Source organism: Paracoccus sp. MC1854, from assembly GCF_014164635.1.
Taxonomy (GTDB): domain Bacteria; phylum Pseudomonadota; class Alphaproteobacteria; order Rhodobacterales; family Rhodobacteraceae; genus Paracoccus.
This window is the reverse complement of record NZ_JACJFU010000002.1, coordinates 124,889-141,815: the sequence shown is the minus strand read 5'-3', so window position 1 is coordinate 141,815 and position 16,927 is coordinate 124,889. Positions and strand designations below refer to the sequence as shown.

General features: G+C 66.7%; 18 protein-coding genes and 1 tRNA gene. 4 read left to right on the top strand and 15 right to left on the bottom strand.

The genetic code is table 11. The annotated features are described in order from the left end of the window. Positions 1–66: 66 nt before the first annotated feature. Both H5395_RS02715 and pyrC read right to left on the bottom strand, forming a co-directional pair. Positions 67–735 (bottom strand): orotate phosphoribosyltransferase, encoded by a 669-nt coding sequence (locus H5395_RS02715; protein WP_182790995.1) that lies wholly within the window; start codon positions 733–735, stop codon positions 67–69. After that, positions 732–1,775, bottom strand: coding sequence for a dihydroorotase (gene pyrC, locus H5395_RS02710; RefSeq protein ID WP_182790994.1), 1,044 nt, complete (start codon positions 1,773–1,775; stop codon positions 732–734). The genes H5395_RS02715 and pyrC overlap by 4 nt, the downstream gene beginning before the upstream one ends. Before the next feature lie 149 nt (positions 1,776–1,924). Between pyrC and H5395_RS02705 the strand changes: the two genes are divergently transcribed. Beyond that, positions 1,925–2,230, top strand: coding sequence for an antibiotic ABC transporter (locus H5395_RS02705; protein WP_255440474.1), 306 nt, complete (start codon positions 1,925–1,927; stop codon positions 2,228–2,230). Between the two features lie 61 nt (positions 2,231–2,291). Here H5395_RS02705 and gap read toward each other — a convergent pair whose 3' ends face one another. The 7 genes from gap to H5395_RS02670 form a co-directional block, all read right to left on the bottom strand. Further along, on the bottom strand, positions 2,292–3,311 hold the full coding sequence (gene gap, locus H5395_RS02700) for a type I glyceraldehyde-3-phosphate dehydrogenase (protein WP_182790993.1): 1,020 nt from the start codon (positions 3,309–3,311) through the stop codon (positions 2,292–2,294). Positions 3,312–3,417: 106 nt separating this feature from the next. Further along, the gene (locus tag H5395_RS02695) at positions 3,418–3,561 is read right to left on the bottom strand and encodes a hypothetical protein (protein ID WP_182790992.1); all 144 of its coding nucleotides are present in this window, start codon (positions 3,559–3,561) and stop codon (positions 3,418–3,420) included. Positions 3,562–3,668: 107 nt separating this feature from the next. Continuing rightward, a complete protein-coding gene (locus H5395_RS02690) occupies positions 3,669–4,691 on the bottom strand; it encodes a flagellar motor switch protein FliG (protein WP_182790991.1) in 1,023 nt (340 codons plus the stop codon). Between the two features lie 67 nt (positions 4,692–4,758). After that, complete coding sequence (gene purB / locus H5395_RS02685) at positions 4,759–6,066, bottom strand: adenylosuccinate lyase (protein ID WP_182790990.1); 1,308 nt, start codon at positions 6,064–6,066, stop codon at positions 4,759–4,761. 109 nt (positions 6,067–6,175) lie between these two features. Then, entirely contained in the window at positions 6,176–7,345 is a 1,170-nt protein-coding gene (locus H5395_RS02680) for a zinc-dependent alcohol dehydrogenase (protein ID WP_182790989.1), read from the bottom strand. Between the two features lie 131 nt (positions 7,346–7,476). Further along, positions 7,477–8,892 carry a type I glutamate--ammonia ligase gene (gene glnA / locus H5395_RS02675; RefSeq protein WP_182790988.1) on the bottom strand — a complete coding sequence of 472 codons (1,416 nt, stop codon included), beginning with the start codon at positions 8,890–8,892 and terminating at the stop codon, positions 7,477–7,479. A gap of 48 nt (positions 8,893–8,940) precedes the next feature. Further along, a complete protein-coding gene (locus tag H5395_RS02670; protein ID WP_090752357.1) occupies positions 8,941–9,279 on the bottom strand; it encodes a P-II family nitrogen regulator in 339 nt (112 codons plus the stop codon). A 138-nt stretch (positions 9,280–9,417) separates the two neighbouring features. Between H5395_RS02670 and H5395_RS02665 the strand changes: the two genes are divergently transcribed. Both H5395_RS02665 and H5395_RS02660 read left to right on the top strand, forming a co-directional pair. After that, positions 9,418–11,016, top strand: coding sequence for an NAD(P)H-hydrate dehydratase (locus tag H5395_RS02665; protein ID WP_182790987.1), 1,599 nt, complete (start codon positions 9,418–9,420; stop codon positions 11,014–11,016). A gap of 64 nt (positions 11,017–11,080) precedes the next feature. Then, a tRNA-Leu gene (locus H5395_RS02660) sits at positions 11,081–11,165 on the top strand. A 60-nt stretch (positions 11,166–11,225) separates the two neighbouring features. On the opposite strand, the gene H5395_RS02655 is transcribed toward H5395_RS02660, so the two are convergent. Then, positions 11,226–12,065, bottom strand: coding sequence for a glycosyltransferase (locus H5395_RS02655; RefSeq protein ID WP_182790986.1), 840 nt, complete (start codon positions 12,063–12,065; stop codon positions 11,226–11,228). Positions 12,066–12,256: 191 nt separating this feature from the next. Here H5395_RS02655 and tig point away from each other — a divergent pair, with 191 nt between their 5' ends. Next, positions 12,257–13,591, top strand: a complete 1,335-nt coding sequence (tig, locus tag H5395_RS02650) for a trigger factor (protein ID WP_182790985.1) — start codon at positions 12,257–12,259, stop codon at positions 13,589–13,591. Positions 13,592–13,636: 45 nt separating this feature from the next. On the opposite strand, the gene H5395_RS02645 is transcribed toward tig, so the two are convergent. The 5 genes from H5395_RS02645 to rpsR all read right to left on the bottom strand — a co-directional run bounded on the left by H5395_RS02645 (position 13,637) and on the right by rpsR (position 16,912). Continuing rightward, a complete protein-coding gene (locus H5395_RS02645; protein ID WP_182790984.1) occupies positions 13,637–14,734 on the bottom strand; it encodes a YihY/virulence factor BrkB family protein in 1,098 nt (365 codons plus the stop codon). 69 nt (positions 14,735–14,803) lie between these two features. After that, positions 14,804–15,649 (bottom strand): hypothetical protein, encoded by an 846-nt coding sequence (locus H5395_RS02640; RefSeq protein WP_182790983.1) that lies wholly within the window; start codon positions 15,647–15,649, stop codon positions 14,804–14,806. Between the two features lie 97 nt (positions 15,650–15,746). Next, entirely contained in the window at positions 15,747–15,962 is a 216-nt protein-coding gene (locus H5395_RS02635) for a hypothetical protein (RefSeq protein ID WP_182790982.1), read from the bottom strand. Between the two features lie 123 nt (positions 15,963–16,085). After that, positions 16,086–16,673, bottom strand: a complete 588-nt coding sequence (gene rplI, locus H5395_RS02630; RefSeq protein WP_182790981.1) for a 50S ribosomal protein L9 — start codon at positions 16,671–16,673, stop codon at positions 16,086–16,088. 11 nt (positions 16,674–16,684) lie between these two features. Beyond that, positions 16,685–16,912, bottom strand: coding sequence for a 30S ribosomal protein S18 (gene rpsR / locus H5395_RS02625; RefSeq protein WP_182790980.1), 228 nt, complete (start codon positions 16,910–16,912; stop codon positions 16,685–16,687). Between the last annotated feature and the right edge of the window lie 15 nt (positions 16,913–16,927).

The following is a 16,927-nucleotide window of genomic DNA, read 5'->3' as shown; positions in this document are numbered from 1 at the left end:
CGCGCGGGGCAGGCCGGGGGAAAGCTGTGGATAACCGGCGAAATTGTGGACAACTCAGTGGGTGAATCAGGAATGAGCTGCCTGCCAGCCGCGCGGGTCGGTCAGGAAAGCTTCGACTTCGGAAAGGGTTGCACTGTCGAAAGACCCCTGCGCCTTGGCTTCTTCCAGCACGTCCCACCAGGTGCACAGGTGATGCAGCCTTACACCATGATCGGCCAGACGCTGCGTCGTCTCGGGGAAAATGCCGTAGTAGAAGATCACCGCCGTATGGGCGCAGGTGGCCCCCGTCTCGCGGATGGCGTCCACGAAGGACAGCTTCGATCCGCCGTCGGTGGTCAGGTCCTCGACCAGCAGCACGCGCTGGCCTTCGCGCATCTCGCCCTCGATCCGGGCATTGCGGCCATAGCCCTTGGGCTTCTTGCGGACATAGGTCATGGGCAGGCCCAGCCGTTCCGCCACCAGCGCGGCAAAGGGGATGCCCGCGGTCTCGCCGCCTGCGATGTTGTCGAAAGCTTCGAAGCCCGCGTCGCGGCAGACGGTGGCCGCCATGAAATCCATCAGTGTGCCCCGGATGCGGGGGTAGGAGATCAGCTTGCGGCAGTCGATATAGGTCGGCCCCTTGAGCCCCGAGGCATAGGTGAAGGGCTCGGCCGAGAAATGCACGGCCCTGATCTCCAGCAGCATCCGGGCCGAGAGGCGGGCGATCTCCTCGCGGGTGGGGAAGCTCAGGGTCATGCGTCGGTCTCGATATGCCAGAACAAGGGGAAGCCGGGGTCGAAGACCGTTACGGTCTCGCCGCCCGCCTCGATACGGTCGGGGAAGACCGCGGGCTCGTCGCGGCGGACCAGGCGGATGTGGTCCTTGTTCGGGGGCAGGCGGTAGAAAGCCGGGCCGTTCAGGCTGGTGAAGGCTTCCAGCCGGTCGATTGCGCCGGCTTCCTCGAAGACATGGGCGCAGATGGACAGCCAGTTCGGGGCAGTGAAGCAGCCGGCGCAGCCGCAGGCGCTTTCCTTGGCGCGGTCGGGATGGGGGGCGCTGTCGGTGCCGCTGAAAAAGCGCGGATCGCCCGAGGTCGCGGCCTCGACCAGCGCCAGTCGGTGGGATTCGCGCTTGGCGACGGGCAGGCAGTAGTAATGCGGCCGGATGCCGCCCGCGAGGATGTGGTTGCGGTTGATGACGAGGTGATGCGTCGTGATCGTGGCCCCGATGTCGCCACCCGCGCGGACGTAATCCACGCCGTCCGAAGTCGTGACGTGTTCCATCACCACCCGCAGGCCCGGCGTCTCGCGCCGGACCGGGTCGAGAACGCGGTCGATGAACACCGCCTCGCGGTCGAAAATGTCCACGGCGGGGTCCGTCACCTCGCCATGGACGCAAAGGGGGACGCCCGCCTCTGCCATGGCCTCGAAAACGGGCCGCACCCGGTCGAAATCACGCACGCCGCTGGCCGAGTTGGTGGTCGCGCCCGCCGGGTAAAGCTTGACCGCCGAGATGATTCCCTGGGCGTGGGCGCCTACCACATCAGCCGGATCGGTGGCTTCGGTCAGGTAAAGCGTCATCAACGGACGCAACGTCGCGTTTTCGGGCAGCGCGGCCGTGATCCGGTCGCGATAGGCCGCCGCCTCGGACCCCGTAACTACCGGAGGAACAAGGTTCGGCATGATGATCGCGCGCCCCAGATCGGCCGACCAGGGGGCCACGGCGGCCAGCATTTGCTGGTCCCGCAGGTGCAGATGCCAATCGTCAGGCCGGCGAAGTCGCAAGAAGTTGTTCATGACCTGCATCTATAACGAACCATATCGCGTTAGCCAGCGGTCGGACTGCGCCCGTCCGGTGTCCTGTCCAAAAGGCTGAGTGGCGTGTTTGACCATCGTCCCTCAGCTTCGGCAGCAATGACGCAGATCAATTCGAAAGGATGTCTTTGATGAACATGATGATTGGCGCGCTTATGCCTTCGGCGAAACTCTGGGGCGACATGATGCGGATGGGGATCGAGGCCCAGTTCGTCATGACCCTGCGGACTGCGGGGATGCTGGGACTGCTGCCGCATGGCAAGAACGAGAACACGCTGATGGTATCGGAAAAGACCGACGCGGTGCGCGAATCCTTCGGCGCGGCCTTCCGCTCGGCGGCGCGCGGGGCGCGGGCCGACCAGATCCTCGCAGCGGCACTGAAGCCTTACGGGCGGCGGACGCGGGCCAATGCCAGACGGCTCGGCACCCGGCTCTGAGGCGGCGGAAAGCGAAAAGGCCCGGCAATCGCCGGGCCTTTGTCATTCATGGGGCAGGGATTCAGATCAGCTTGCCCATGGCGACCGCGGTGTCGGACATGCGGTTCGAGAAGCCCCATTCGTTGTCGTACCAGGACAGGATGCGGACCAGCTTGCCTTCCAGCACCTTGGTCTGGTCCATGTGGAAGACCGAGGAATGGGGATCGTGGTTGAAGTCGATCGAAACCAGCGACTCCTCGGTGTAGCCCAGCACGCCCTTGAGCCTGCCGTCCGCGGCCGACTTGATCGCCGCGTTGATCTCCTCGACCGAGGTGTCGCGGGCGGCCTCGAAGGTCAGGTCCACGACCGAGACGTTGGGTGTCGGCACCCGGATCGCCACGCCGTCGAGCTTGCCCTTGAGGTCGGGCAGCACCAGGCCCACGGCCTTGGCCGCGCCCGTCGAGGTCGGGATCATCGACAGCGCCGCGGCGCGGGCGCGGTAAAGATCCTTGTGCATCGTGTCCAGCGTCGGCTGGTCGCCGGTATAGCTGTGGATCGTGGTCATGAAGCCGCGGGTGATGCCCACCGCCTCGTTCAGGACATAGGCCACGGGCGACAGGCAGTTCGTCGTGCAGGAGGCGTTCGAGACGACGTGGTCTTCCGATTCCAGCGTGTCGTGGTTCACGCCATAGACGATGGTCTTCAGCGCGCGGTCGGTGGACCATTCGCCCGAGACGGGGGCCGAGACCAGCACGCGCTTCGAGCCGTTCTGCAGATGGATCGCGGCCTTCTGGCCGTCGGTGAAGATGCCGGTGCATTCCAGCGCCACGTCCACGTCCTGCCACGGCAGCTTGGCCGGGTCACGCTCGGCGGTGACGCGGATCGGGCCGCGGCCCACGTCGATGCTGTCCGCGGTGGTCTTCACCTCGGCCGGGAAGCGGCCATGGACGGAATCGTAGCGCAGCAGATGCGCGTTCGTCTCGACGGGGCCGAGATCGTTGATGGCCACGACCTCGATATCGGTGCGGCCCGACTCGATGATTGCCCGCAACACGTTCCGACCGATCCGGCCGAAGCCGTTGATCGCTACCTTGACTGCCATGAATACCTCCAACCGCTGACTGCGCGGGGACGCAATGCCCAAGATTGCAGGGAAATGCAATCAGTCGAAGGGGTCGGCAGCCCGGATCGCCGGGGAAAGGGGCAGGTCAGCGCCAGAAGCTGACCCATTCGATCAGCGACAGCATCTGCCGCCCGACCAGCAGCGGCAGGTTCCAGTGCAGCACCGCCGCGTCGAGAACGAAGAACCCGACAACGATCAGCGCCAGCGCCAGCGCGATGCTGTTGGTCATGGCTCTGCCCCCGAATAAGTCCTGCGCGCGTCATAATCGGGCCGCCCGCCCCGCTGCAAGCCGACGGCTCGTCCGCGCACCCCCCTTCCGCAGCGTGCGCGGTGCCGTCATCCGCCGGTGCCCTCGTCCTCCTCGACGATCAGGAACAGCTCTCCGGCCTGTTCCATCCGCCGGATCGCGGCGACAACGGCACTCATCGCCTCTTCAGCGTCGCGGGCCGTGACCTTGCCTGCGCCTTCCATCTCTTCCCGCATGCTGTCGGCCAGGCGGGTGCTGAGGCCGGACAACAGGAACTCCACCGTTGCGGCATTCTCGCCCGTTGCGCCGGCAAGGGCCTTGGTGATGGTGGCGGCATCGACCTCGCGAATGACGCGGGGGATGTCGCGGGGGTCGATGCGGCGGGGGATGGTGGCCCAGGTGAAGATGGTCCTGCGGACGCGGCCGGCGAAATCGGCATCGTCCTGATCCAGCCCCGCCAGGACCGTGTCGCGCGTCAGCGCCGGGGCGAAGTTGAGGATCGCGCCGACCTTTTCGACCGGCTGACCTTCGATGGCGGGCCGGGGCAGGGCGTCCACGGCGCGCATCAGCGCCAGCCCGATGCGCCGCAGGGCAGGCGCCTCGATCCCGGCTGTCAGCGACATCGCATAGGCGATCTGGCGGGCAAGCGCGGGGTCGAGCAGCCCGAAGACCTCTGACGCACGGGCGACGGGCAGGCGGGTGAACATCACCGCCGCGACTTCGATGGCCTCGGTCCGCGCCAGTTCCGCCAGTTGCGCGGGGGGCAGCGCGGCGATGCGGTCCCAAGGGTCTGCCGAGCCGTTCAGCGCTGCGATCCGCCGCAGCCGGCTGTTGGTGTCGGCGGAAAGATGCGCGCCGATGATGTCGAGCGTCCCGTCGATCGATCCGGGGAAGGTGACGCCCACCGCTTCCAACTGGCCGCAGAACTCGGCGATCACCCGGTCGCAGGTGTCGCGGTCGACAAGTTCCATCCCCGCCATTTCCTGCGCCAGAAGCGCCTGCAACTCGGGCGGCAGTCGGGACAGGTCGAGATCCGCCCCGTCCGCGAGCATCACCCGGACCACCACCGCCGCCTTCTGCCGGGGGGACAACCCCGGCACTACCCTCAGCATGTCCGCCCCCGTGAATCAGACCTGGGGGGCAGTCTCGCAGACGGGCCTTAACCTCAGGTTAACGGCTTCACGCCGCCCCGAAGACCCGGCGGAAGATCGTGTCCACATGCTTGGTGTGATAGCCGAGGTCGAACTTTTCCTCGATCTCGGCAGGCGAGAGCGCCGCCGTCACTTCGGGATCGGCCAGCAGTTCCTCGCGGAAGTCGGCGCCCTGTTCCCAGACCTTCATGGCATTGCACTGGACCAAGCGGTAAGCGTCCTCGCGGCTGACACCGGCTTGGGTCAGCGCCAGCAACACGCGCTGGGACATGACCAGCCCTTTGAACTTGTTCATATTCCTCAGCATGTTCTCGGGGTAGATCACCAGCTTCTCGATCACGCCCGCCAGACGGTTCAGGGCGAAGTCCAGCGTGACCGTGGCATCCGGCCCGATGGCGCGTTCGACCGAGGAATGGCTGATGTCGCGTTCGTGCCAGAGCGCCACGTTCTCCATCGCCGGCACCACGGCCATGCGGACGAGGCGCGCAAGGCCCGTCAGGTTTTCCGTCAGAACCGGGTTGCGCTTGTGGGGCATCGCGGACGAGCCCTTCTGGCCGGGCGAAAAATACTCCTCCGCCTCCAGCACCTCGGTGCGCTGCATGTGGCGGAATTCGATGGCGATGTTCTCGATGGACGACGCGATGACGCCCAGCGTGGCGAAGAACATCGCGTGGCGGTCGCGGGGGATGACCTGCGTGCTGATCGGCTCGGGGCGCAGGCCCATCATGCGGCAGACGTGTTCCTCGACGGCCGGGTCGATGTTGGCGAAGGTGCCGACGGCGCCCGAGACCGCGCCGGTCGCGACCTCCTCGCGGGCACGTTCCAGCCGTTCGCGGCCGCGGGCCATTTCCGCGTAGAAGCGGGCGAAGGTCAGGCCCATCGTCGTGGGCTCGGCATGAATGCCGTGGCTGCGGCCGATCCGCACCGTATCCTTGTGCTCGAAGGCGCGGGTCTTCAGCGCGGCGAGCACCCGGTCCATGTCGTCCAGCAGGATGTCGGCGGCGCGCACCAACTGGACGTTCAGCGTGGTGTCGAGCACGTCTGACGAGGTCATGCCCTGGTGGACGAAGCGGGCTTCATCCGCGCCGATATGCTCGGCCAGATGCGTGAGGAAGGCGATGACGTCATGCTTGGTGACGGCCTCGATCTCGTCGATGCGGGCGACGTCGAACTGGACGTCTTTCGCCTTCCACACGGCCTCGGCGTTCTCGCGCGGGATCACTCCAAGGTCGGCCTGGGCATCGCAGGCATGGGCCTCGATCTCGTACCAGATGCGGAACTTGGTTTCCGGCGACCAGATGGCCACCATCTCGGGGCGGGAATAGCGGGGGATCATGGCGGGGCCTTCCGTCGCGGGAGCGTTCGCCTGCCTCTTAGAACCCCCCACGCCGGCAGTGCAACCGAATCGGGCCGGGCAGCTTAGCCCGGCCTTGGTCAGGCGTCCGTCAGGGCGTCATCACGCATTTGATGTATTCCGAGCGCTTGTCACGGAAATTCTCGTAGAAGCCCGGCCCGTCCTCCAGCGTGCCGCGGTGGGTTATGATGGTGCTGGGGTCGATCTCGCCCGCCTCGACGCGCTTGAGCAGGCGCTCCATATAGGCGCGGGTGTGGGTCTGGCCGCCGCGCATCATCAGCCCCTTGCCGAAGGCCGCGCCGATGGGGAACTTGTCGGCCACGCCCGCATAGACGCCGGGGATCGACACCGCGCCGCCCTTGCGGCAGCACATGATCGCATCGCGCAGTGCGTTCGGCCGGTCGGTTTCCAGCATCATGGCTGCCTTGGCCTTGTCGTAGATGTTGCCGATGACGGATGCGCCATGCGCTTCCAGCCCCACGGCGTCGATGCAGCGGTTGGGCAGCTTGCCCCCGGTCAGGTCCAGCAGCCGCTCGTAGCTGTCCTCTTTCGACAGGTTGATCGTCTCGGCCCCCGCCTTGCGGGCCATGTCGAGCCGCCCTTCCTCGAAATCCAGCGCGAAGACCCGCTCGGCCCCCAGCATGAAGGCCGAGCGGATGGCGAACTGCCCCACGGGGCCCGCGCCCCAGATCGCGACCAGATCGCCGGGGCCGGTGCCGACCTGCTCGACCGCCTGATAGCCGGTCGGGAAGATGTCGGTCAGGAACAGCACCTTTTCGTCGGGCAGGCTTTCGGGAACGGCGACCAGTCCCACGTCGGCATGGGGGACGCGCACGTATTCCGCCTGTCCACCAGCATAACCGCCGAAGAGATGCGAATAGCCGAACATCCCGCCGGGAGACTGGCCATAGAGCGCGTCCACCTTCTCGTGGTCGGGGTTGGTGTTGTCGCACAGCGCAAAGGCATCGACGCGGCAGAAGTCGCACTGCCCGCAGGCGATGTTGAAGGGCACCAGCACCCGGTCCCCCTGCTTGAACCTGGTCACGCCCGAGCCGACAGCGACGATCTCGCCCATGAACTCGTGACCGAGGATGTCGCCTTTCCGCATCTCGGGGATGAAGCCGTCGTAAAGATGCAGGTCCGAGCCGCAGATGGCGGTGCTGGTGACCTTCAGGACGACATCGCCCTGATCCTCGATAGTGGGGTCGTCGACGTTGTCCACCTGGACCTTGCCGGTGCCCTGAAAGGTGATCGCGCGCATTCATGCCTCCAACTGTTGTGCCAGCCGAACGGCGGCGACGGCGGAGGTGTTCCGCTGAACTTTGTTGTGACGGGCGCGACAGAAAAGGGCGCCCGCATGGGGCGCCCTTCCGCATCATCCTGCCGCTGGGATCAGCAGCTGTAATACATCGCGTATTCGATGGGATGGGGAGTATGCTCGAAGGCATAGACCTCTTCCCACTTGAGCCGGATGTAGCTTTCCAGCTGGTCGCGGGTGAAGACGTCGCCCTGCAGCAGGAAGTCCATGTCCTTCTCCAGCTCCTCCAGCGCCTCGCGCAAGGACCCGCAGACGGTTGGGATCTCGGCCAGTTCCTCGGGCGGCAGGTCATAGAGATCCTTGTCCGAGGCCGGGCCGGGGTCGATCTTGCCCCGTATTCCGTCCAGCCCCGCCATCAGCAGCGCCGCGAAGGCGAGATAGGGGTTGGCGGAGGGATCGGGAAAGCGGGCCTCGACGCGCTTGGCCTTCGGCGACTCGGTCCACGGGATGCGGACCGCCCCCGAGCGGTTGCGGGCGGAATAGGCGCGCAGCACCGGGGCCTCGAAGCCCGGAATCAGCCGCTTGTAGCTGTTGGTCGAGGGGTTGGTGATCGCGTTCAGCGCCTTCGCGTGCTTCAGGATGCCACCGATGAACCACAGGGCTTCCTGCGACAGATCGGCATAGCGGTCGCCGGCAAACAGCGGGCGGCCGTCCTTCCAGATCGACATGTTGACGTGCATGCCCGAGCCGTTGTCGCCCTTCATCGGCTTCGGCATGAAGGTCACGCTCTTGCCATAGGCGTGGGCCACGTTGTGGATCACGTATTTGTATTTCTGGATGTTGTCGGCCTGTTCCACCAGCCCGCCGAAGATCATCCCCAGCTCGTGCTGGCAGGTGGCGACCTCGTGGTGGTGCTTGTCTACCTTGATGCCCATGCGCTTCATGGTGGACAGCATCTCGGACCGGATGTCCTGCCCCTCGTCGATCGGATTCACGGGGAAATACCCGCCCTTGAAGCCCGCGCGATGCGCCTGGTTGCCGCTGTCGTATTCAGCGTCGGTGTTCCAAGCGGCGGCATGGGCGTCGATCTGGAAGCTGACCTTCTGCGGCGTCACCGAATAGCGCACGTCGTCGAAGATGAAGAACTCGGCCTCGGGACCGCAGTAGAAGGCATCGCCGATGCCGGTCGATTTCAGATAGGCCTCGGCCTTGACGGCGGTGCTACGCGGGTCGCGGTCATAAGGCTCGCCCGTGTCGGGCTCGGCCACGTTGCAATGCAGGCACAGCGTCTTTTCGGCGTAGAAAGGGTCGATATAGGCCGAGGAAGGATCGGCCATCAGCTTCATGTCCGACTGGTCGATCGACTTCCACCCGGCGATGGAGGAGCCGTCGAACATGAAGCCTTCCTCGAACCAGTCCTCGTCGATCAGGTCCACGTCCAGCGTGACATGCTGCAGCTTGCCCTTGGGGTCGGTGAAGCGGACGTCCACATAGGCGACCTCTTCCGACTTGATGAGGTCGAGAACCTCTGCGACCGTTTTTGTGGCCATAAACTTCTCCTTGCCGCGTGGTTGCGGGTTCGTGGGTAGGATTTCGGCTCAGACGGCGTCGTCGCCGGTTTCCCCGGTGCGGATGCGGATCGCCTGCTCGACGGGGGAAACGAAGATCTTGCCGTCACCGATCTTGTCGGTGCGGGCGGCGCCGATGATCGCCTCGATGGCGGCATCGACCAGGTCGTCGGGCAGCACCATCTCGATCTTCACCTTGGGCAGGAAATCGACGACATATTCGGCGCCGCGGTAAAGCTCGGTATGGCCCTTCTGGCGGCCGAAGCCCTTGACCTCGGTGACGGACAGGCCCTGGACGCCCGCGTCCTGCAGCGCCTCCTTCACGTCGTCCAGCTTGAACGGCTTGATGATGGCTTCGACCTTCTTCATCGCGCTTTGCTCCTGTCCGGCTTGCCTTGAAGGTGTGGTGGCGGGTTTGATGGACGGGGTAAATGCCGGTGCGCCGGGCGACTGCCCTGGTTTCCGGCATTCGGCAGCAGGTGCCCAAATCTTGGGCAGGGTGGTGAGATGTTGATCGAACTTGGAACGAACCCGGAAGCTGGGACCGAACTTGTGCCCTGCCGCACCATCCGCGCCTTTGAACAGGAGGTCTTCGCCAGCGGCGCGGCGACCAGTGCCGGGCTGATGGAGATCGCGGGCGCTGCCGTGGTCGCCGCCATCGAGCAGGCATGGCCCGAGCTTGCGCCGGGGGGCGGGCGGTTTCCCGGCTCGGCCGTGGTCCTCTGCGGGCCGGGGCTGAACGGCGGCGACGGCTATATCGTCGCCCGGCTGCTGCACGAGAAGGGCTGGTCCGTGGACGTGATCGGCCTGGGCGATCCCGCGCGCCAGCCCCCCGAGGCCGCCGCCGCCCGCCAGAGGCTGATCGAGGCCGGGGGCAAGGTGGACGATGCGCCCGACCCGGAAGGCGAGTTCCCCGGCCATATGATCGGAACCTCCTACGATGTCGCGGTTGATGCGATCCTCGGCTCGGGCGCGCGCCATCCGATGCCGCAGGGCTGGTATGGCAACCTCTACGATTTCGCCGAGAACTCGGATCATCTGGTCTGCGTCGATGGCCACAGCGCGCTCGACCTCGACAGCGGCGCGGCCGATTCCGCCGAGCCGGCGGCGGAACTGACGGTCACGTTCCATCGCGCCCGTCCCGGCCATGTGCTGGGGCAAGGGCCGCTGCTGTCGGGCCGGGTGATGGTTGCCGATCTTGGGCTGCACAACGAATGGATGCGCTTCTCCGGTCCCGGCTCGCGCAGGTTCAACCAGTATCCCCTCTTGTGGACCCGCCATCTGCCGCCCTCTGCGCCCGCGCTCGCCAAGGACGCGGGGCAGCACAAATACGACCACGGCCATGCGCTGGTGCTGTCGGGCGGCGCCAGCCACGCCGGCGCGGCGCGGCTGGCCGCGCGGGCCGCTCTGCGCGTCGGCGCGGGGCTGGTGACGCTGGGGTTGCCGGAGGGCGGCGTGACTCCGGCCCTGCCCGACGCGCTGATGCGCCGGGTCATAGCGGGACCGGACGACTTGACCGCCGCGCTGGAGGATGAACGCATCCGCGCCCTCTGCCTCGGCCCGGGCCTTGGGCTGAAGCGTGCCCGCGCTCTGGTCGAGGCGGCGCTGCACCATCCCCGCGCGCGCCATGGGCTGAGGCTCGTGCTGGATGCCGACGCGCTCACCGCCTTTGCCGACGATCCACAGGCGCTGTTCGATCTGACCCGGCACCGCGAGGTCGTCTTGACCCCCCATGGCGGCGAGTTTGCCCGCCTGCTTCCCAAGAGCGTCGACGCAAGCCGCAGCCTCATCGGGACGATACAGGAGGCCGCGCGCGGGGTCGGATGCGTGCTCCTGCACAAGGGCGCGGCGACGGTCGTGGCGGACGGGTCCGGGCCGCCGCGCGTCATTGGCGCCTGGGACGTGCCTTGGCTTGCCACTGCGGGGACAGGCGACGTGCTTGCGGGCATCATCACCGGGCTGCTCGCCCGCGGCTTCCCGCCGATTGAGGCCGCGGCGACCGGCGCCTGGCTGCACGCCGCCGCCGCCCGCCGCTTCGGCCCCGGCCTGATCGCCGACGACCTGCCCGACCAGTTGCCGGGCGTGTTCCGCGATCTCGGGCTGTGATTTCCTCTCGCGCGCGCCCGGCGGCTTTGCTACAAGGCCCCGACCGGCGCGCTGCGCCGGGGATGCGGGTGTGGCGGAACTGGTAGACGCACCAGATTTAGGTTCTGGCGCCGTAAGGCGTGGGGGTTCGAGTCCCTTTACCCGCACCATGCCACCCTTGAAGCATCCGCCGCGCCGTCATGCCCGGCATGTGGCCGGGAAATGCCGCATCAGCCAGCCCTTTCAAGCGCGCCGGTCAGTCCGGCCACCATCATGCCCGCTTCGGTCAGAAACGGGAAATACCTGTCCCGCACGGCCCCGATCTCGGATGGACTCATCTCGGTCATGCCGCGGCGCTTTTTCCGGGTCTCGTTCGGCGCGCCGGTGTCGTTGCTGCCGTCATGCGTCACAAGCGCCATCCCGCGCGGCAATGTCAGATGCGGAAACCTTTGCGGCAGCGCGTAATGCCCAAAGCGGAAGATGCTGCGCCGGGGATGGCGCATGGCGGCGCCGGCGCTGAAGAACGCCACCGGCCAGTCATGGATCACCGGCCTTTGCCCGTTCAGGACCGAGAACATCACCCCTGTCAGGCTTGCGGCGAAGACCTCAGGGCCGTCCATCAGGGGCGCCGCGTGCCGTCGCATCACCTCGACGTAATCGGCGCAAAGGCAGTCGTCGTCATCCAGCCGGAACTGCAGGGTGTCGCGATACGGAATGCCGAGTTCCCGGAAGGTCGCGTCTTGGGCCGCCTCGGCACTGGTCACGGGGAAATAGCGCAGCACGACCTGGGGCACCTGCGCGCAGACCGCTTCCAGCCGGTCCTGGTAGAACTCGGGCATCAGGCTTGATGCAAGCACGACAAAGGTGAAGTCGGGGTCCGTCTGCCCCTTCAGCGAGGCAAGGGTGAGATGCTCGAAGGTGGCAAGCCGCGCTTCCAGCCGGCGGGGGGCGAAGAGCATCGCGGCGCGTTCCGAGGCGATTGCCCCGAACTCCTCCGCCCTCATCTTCCGGGTGGCCCGCCAGTCGCCCCGTCCGACCAGCGAAAAGCGGCACAGACCAACGATCCTCATCACGCCATCCCTGGTTTGGGCAGTCCGCGATGGATCAGCCGGGTTGCAAGCACAAGGCACGAACCGGTGAAGTCCGCCCTGCGACAGCATGGCGCCGCTGCTTGCGCGCGCGGCCGGGGGTCCCTAGAAGGGCGCACAAACTGCACGGCCGCTGCTGTCGCGGCCCCTTCGACATGACAAAAGGAATGCCCATGCAGGTCAAGGAAACCCTGAACGAAGGTCTCAAGCGCGGCTACCAGTTCACGCTGCCCGCCGCCGATCTGGCCGCCGAGGTCGATCGCCAGTTGGCCGAGGCGCAGCCCCAGATCGAGATGAAGGGCTTCCGCAAGGGCAAGGTGCCGATGGCGCTGCTGAAGAAGAACTACGGCCCGCGTGTCATGGGCGATGCGATGCAGAAATCCATCGACGACGCGATCAGCGCGCATATGCAGGAAAACAGCGTCCGCCCCGCCATGCAGCCGAAGATCGAGATGCAGAACGGCGAAGGCTGGAAGGACGGCGACGACGTGGTCGTCAACGTCTCCTACGAGCTGCTGCCCGAGATCCCGGAAGTGGACCTGTCGGCGGTCGAGCTTGAACGGCTGACGGTCGAGCCCGAGGAAGCGGCCGTGACCGAGGCGCTGGAGAACCTGGCAAAGAACGCCCAAGACTTCGAGGACCGCGCCGAGGGCGAGGCCGCGCAGCCGGGCGACCAGGTCACCATCGACTTCAAGGGCATGGTCGATGGTGAGGCATTCGAGGGCGGCAGCGCCGAGGGCTATCCGCTGGTGCTGGGCTCGGGGTCCTTCATCCCCGGCTTCGAGGACCAGTTGGCTGGCGTCAAGGCAGGCGACAGCGTGAACGTCAACGTCACCTTTCCCGAGGATTACGGCGCCCCGAATCTCAAGGGCAAGGACGCGGTCTTCGAGACCACCATCCACGCCGTCAAGTCGCCGAAGGCGGCCGAGATCGACGACGAACTGGCCAAGCGCTTCGGCGCGGAAAGCCTGGACGCGCTGAAGACCCAGATCCGCGAGCGTCTGTCGGCCGAATACCAGGGCGCAAGCCGTGCGCTGGTCAAGCGCGCCCTGCTGGACCGCATGGACGAGCTGGTCAGCTTCGAGTTGCCCGAATCGCTGGTCGAGGCCGAGGCCGCGCAGATCGCCCACCAGCTCTGGCACGAGGAACACCCGGAAGAGCAGGGCCACAACCACGGCTCCATCGAGCCGACGGACGAGCACAAGAAGCTGGCCGAGCGCCGCGTGCGTCTGGGCCTGCTGCTGGCCGATGTGGGGCAGAAGGCCGAGATCAACGTCTCGGACCAGGAAATGACCCAAGCGGTCATGCGCCAGGCCCGGAACTTCCCCGGACAGGAACGCGCCTTCTTCGAGTTCATCCAGCAGAACGAGGGCGCCCGCCAGCAGCTTCGCGCCCCGATCTTCGAAGACAAGGTGGTGGATCACATCATCGCCGGCGCCAAGGTGACGGACCGTTCCGTTTCCAAGGAGGAACTGGAAAAGGCGCTCGAGGCGCTGGACGAGATCTGATCGTCCCGGCTTGAACGACAGGGCCGCCCCTTGGGGCGGCCTTTTTCATCTGCGGTCCATGTCGTCCTCGTCCTTGGGCTCGACTCCGTTCTCGATCTTGATCTGCCGCTCGACCTCGGAATTCACCTCGGCCCCGGTGAGGACCACGATGGCGGCGATCCACAGCCACATCATCATCGCGACCGCCGCCCCCAGCGAGCCGTAAGTCTCGTTGTAGTTGGCGAAATTCGCCGTGTACCAGGAAAACAGGATCGAGGCGATCAGCAGCCCCAGCGCCGCCACGGCCGCGCCGGGGGAAATCCATTGCCACTGGGGGTCTTCCTTGCTGGGGCCGAAGCGGTAGATCACCGCCAGCCCCAGGATCAGCATCCCGGCAAGGATCGGCCAGCGCAGCCAGTTCAGCCATGTCTCGACGCCGCTGCCGGCAAGGACGGTGTTCAGCAGCACCGGCAGCACCGCGACCAGTGCGATCATCAGGATGACGCCCACGATCGCGCTGAGGGTCAGCGCCAGCGACACCAGGTTCAGCTTGATGAAGCCGCGCTTCTCGGTCTCGAACCAAGCGATGTTCAGCGCCTCGATCAGCGCCTTCATGCCGCCATTGGCGGACCACAGGGCAATCAGGATCGCGATGATCCCGGCGATGGACAGCGATGTAGTGGGGGCCGACGCGATGGCGATCACCTGTCCCGAGATCAGTTCCAGCGCGCTTTCCGGCAGGATGCGATCCAGCATCGACAGGTTGTCGGCGATGGTCGCCGGATCGGCGAGCATCCCGTAGATCGACACCAGCGCCGTGATCGCGGGAAACAGCGCCAGCAGCGCAAAGAAGGTGACGCCGCCCGCGACCGAGGTGACGCGGTCGGCGGTGAATTCAGTGACGACGCGCTTGCCGATCTTGACCCAGCTTTGCCGGCTCAACTGCCAGGGCGATTCCGGGGCGCCGGGACGCCGGGGCGGCGGCGCCTCGTTTGCCTTTTCGGTCTTGGCAGCCGCGGCTGCGGACTCCTTCCCGTGGCCCGGCTTTTCCGGCCTGTCCTGCTTCGACCCTCCGGGTTCGGGCGGCAACCCCTTGCGTTCGCGCCAGCCTTCGGGAAGCGGGTCGAACAAGGCTGCGAAGACATCGGGTTTCGGATCGGTCATGGGTGCCTCGGGTGGGGAAAGGCCGCGCCGGAAAGGCGCGGCCGGATCGGGGATGCCGGACGACCGGGCTTACAGGCGGTGGGTCCGGGCGGGATCGCCCTCGCCCTGCGCGGGTTCGCCCGTGTCGCGCAGGTCGACCACGTCGCGGCGCGCGGGGCGGCGGTAAGGGTCGCGGCGCGGCGCGGGGTTCGTTCCGGTGCCGCGCCCGGTATCCAGAAAGCCGCGCACCTGATCGGCTGCGCCATGGAAGTCGCGCATCACGCCTTCGGCTTGGGCTGCGACCGACCGGAAGGCCGCGACCGCCGCGCCGATGCCGTTCACCACGTCGTTGACGGTGCACGTCAGCCGCTGGGCGGTATGTTCGACATCGTCCAGAAAGCCCATGGGCTGAACCCCCTGGCGCGGAGGGGCAGGCTTGCGGTCGCCCCCGTGCTTGCGCCGGGCTTCCGCGCGCATCCGGCTGCGCTGGGCGTCATCCTCGCGCATCCGGCTGCGGGCACGGGCGCGCACGGCCTCGCGCTCGCGTTCGGGCAGGGCGGCCATGCGAGGCGCGGTGTAGCGGCCATGGGCCTCGTCATAGACCTTGACCCGTGCCCGTTCGGCGGCGTCCTCGGCCTCGCGGTTAAGCCTGTCGTCGCCGGTCACCATGTCGGCCACCTTCCGCGCGGCCAGCACCACGCCGGCGGTCGCGGCGGCGGCGGCGATTGCCGCGCCGCCATAGACCAGCACGCGCGAGGTCATCGACGGCTGCGGCCAGATCCGTTCCCCGTCAGGCGACACGTCGCCATGCGGCGGGATCGGGCGGGCGCTGTGCCCCGAGGGCTGGTAGCGTTCCTGCCGGCGGTCCACCGGCCGGCCAAGGCCCCCGCCTTGGGGAATATAGCTGTTGGACGGCAGGTTGTCGGTATCGGACATGAGGTTTTCCTTGCTGCTGCCGCGTCTGCGGCGATGCGGTCCCTTTGGTCCTCCAACACATCGGCTCGGCCGATCGTTCCCGCAGCCGCGCGCCCTGTCACTCCGACTGCTTGCGCCCCGAGCCGGCATCCGGCTGCCGCTCGGCATCGGGCAGGTCCGAGGGCGGGATCGCCAGATCGCGGGCGACATCCGTCGTGTCGCTGTCGATGCCGGTGGGTGTGCCGAGGTCGCGCTCGACATCCAGCGAGGTCTTGTCGTCCTTTTCCCCCTCGTTCTTGACCATGTCGCCGAGGATGGTGGGATGCGTGCTCATGACTGCCTCCTTGCAGGTCCGGCAAACCAACTTGCAGCGGGGCAGGGGCGTTCCGGTGAGGTTCGCGCAAAAGAAAACCGCGCCGGGATGCGGCGCGGTTCAAAGTTTTCAAGAAGGCCGGAATCAGCCGCGGGGGGCGTCGTCCTCGTCGCGGCCGGCCGAGCCGATGTCGTCGAACAGTTCGGCGATCTCGAATTCGGCGGCGGCGTCTTCCTCGGCGGCCAAATCCTGGATCGAGCGGCCCGTCGCCTGCAGCTCGGCCTCTTCGGGCGAGCGGGCGACGTTCAGCGTGATCTTCGCCTCGACCTCGGGGTGCAGGTGGACCGTCACGTCGTGCAGGCCCAGATCCTTGATCGGCTCGGCCAGAACGATCTGGCGGCGCTCGACCTGGAAACCATCGGCGGCGGCTGCCTCGGCGATGTCACGCGGCGTGACCGAGCCATAGAGAGCGCCAGCGTCCGAGGCCGAACGGATGACGACAAAACTCGCCCCGTCCAGCTTTTCGGCGATGCGCTGCGCTTCCGCGCGGGTCTCGTCGTTGCGGCTGGCCAGTTCGGCCTTGCGGACTTCAAAGGCGGCGATGTTGGCGTCGGACGCGCGCATCGCCTTGCCCTGCGGCAGCAGATAATTGCGGGCGAAGCCTTCCTTGACCCGCACCACCTCGCCCATTTGGCCCAGCTTGGCCACGCGTTCCAGAAGAATGACTTGCATCGGTCAGATCCTCACTTCACGGCGTAAGGCAGCAGCGCAAGGAAGCGCGCGCGCTTGATCGCCTGCGCCAGCTTGCGCTGGTTCTTGGCCGAGACGGCGGTGATCCGCGACGGCACGATCTTGCCGCGTTCGCTGATGTAGCGCTGCAGCAGGCGGGTGTCCTTGTAGTCGATCGCGGGCGCGTTGTCGCTCCCGAACGGATCGACCTTGCGGCGGCGGAAAAACGGTTTGGTCGCCATGATGTCGCTCCTTTA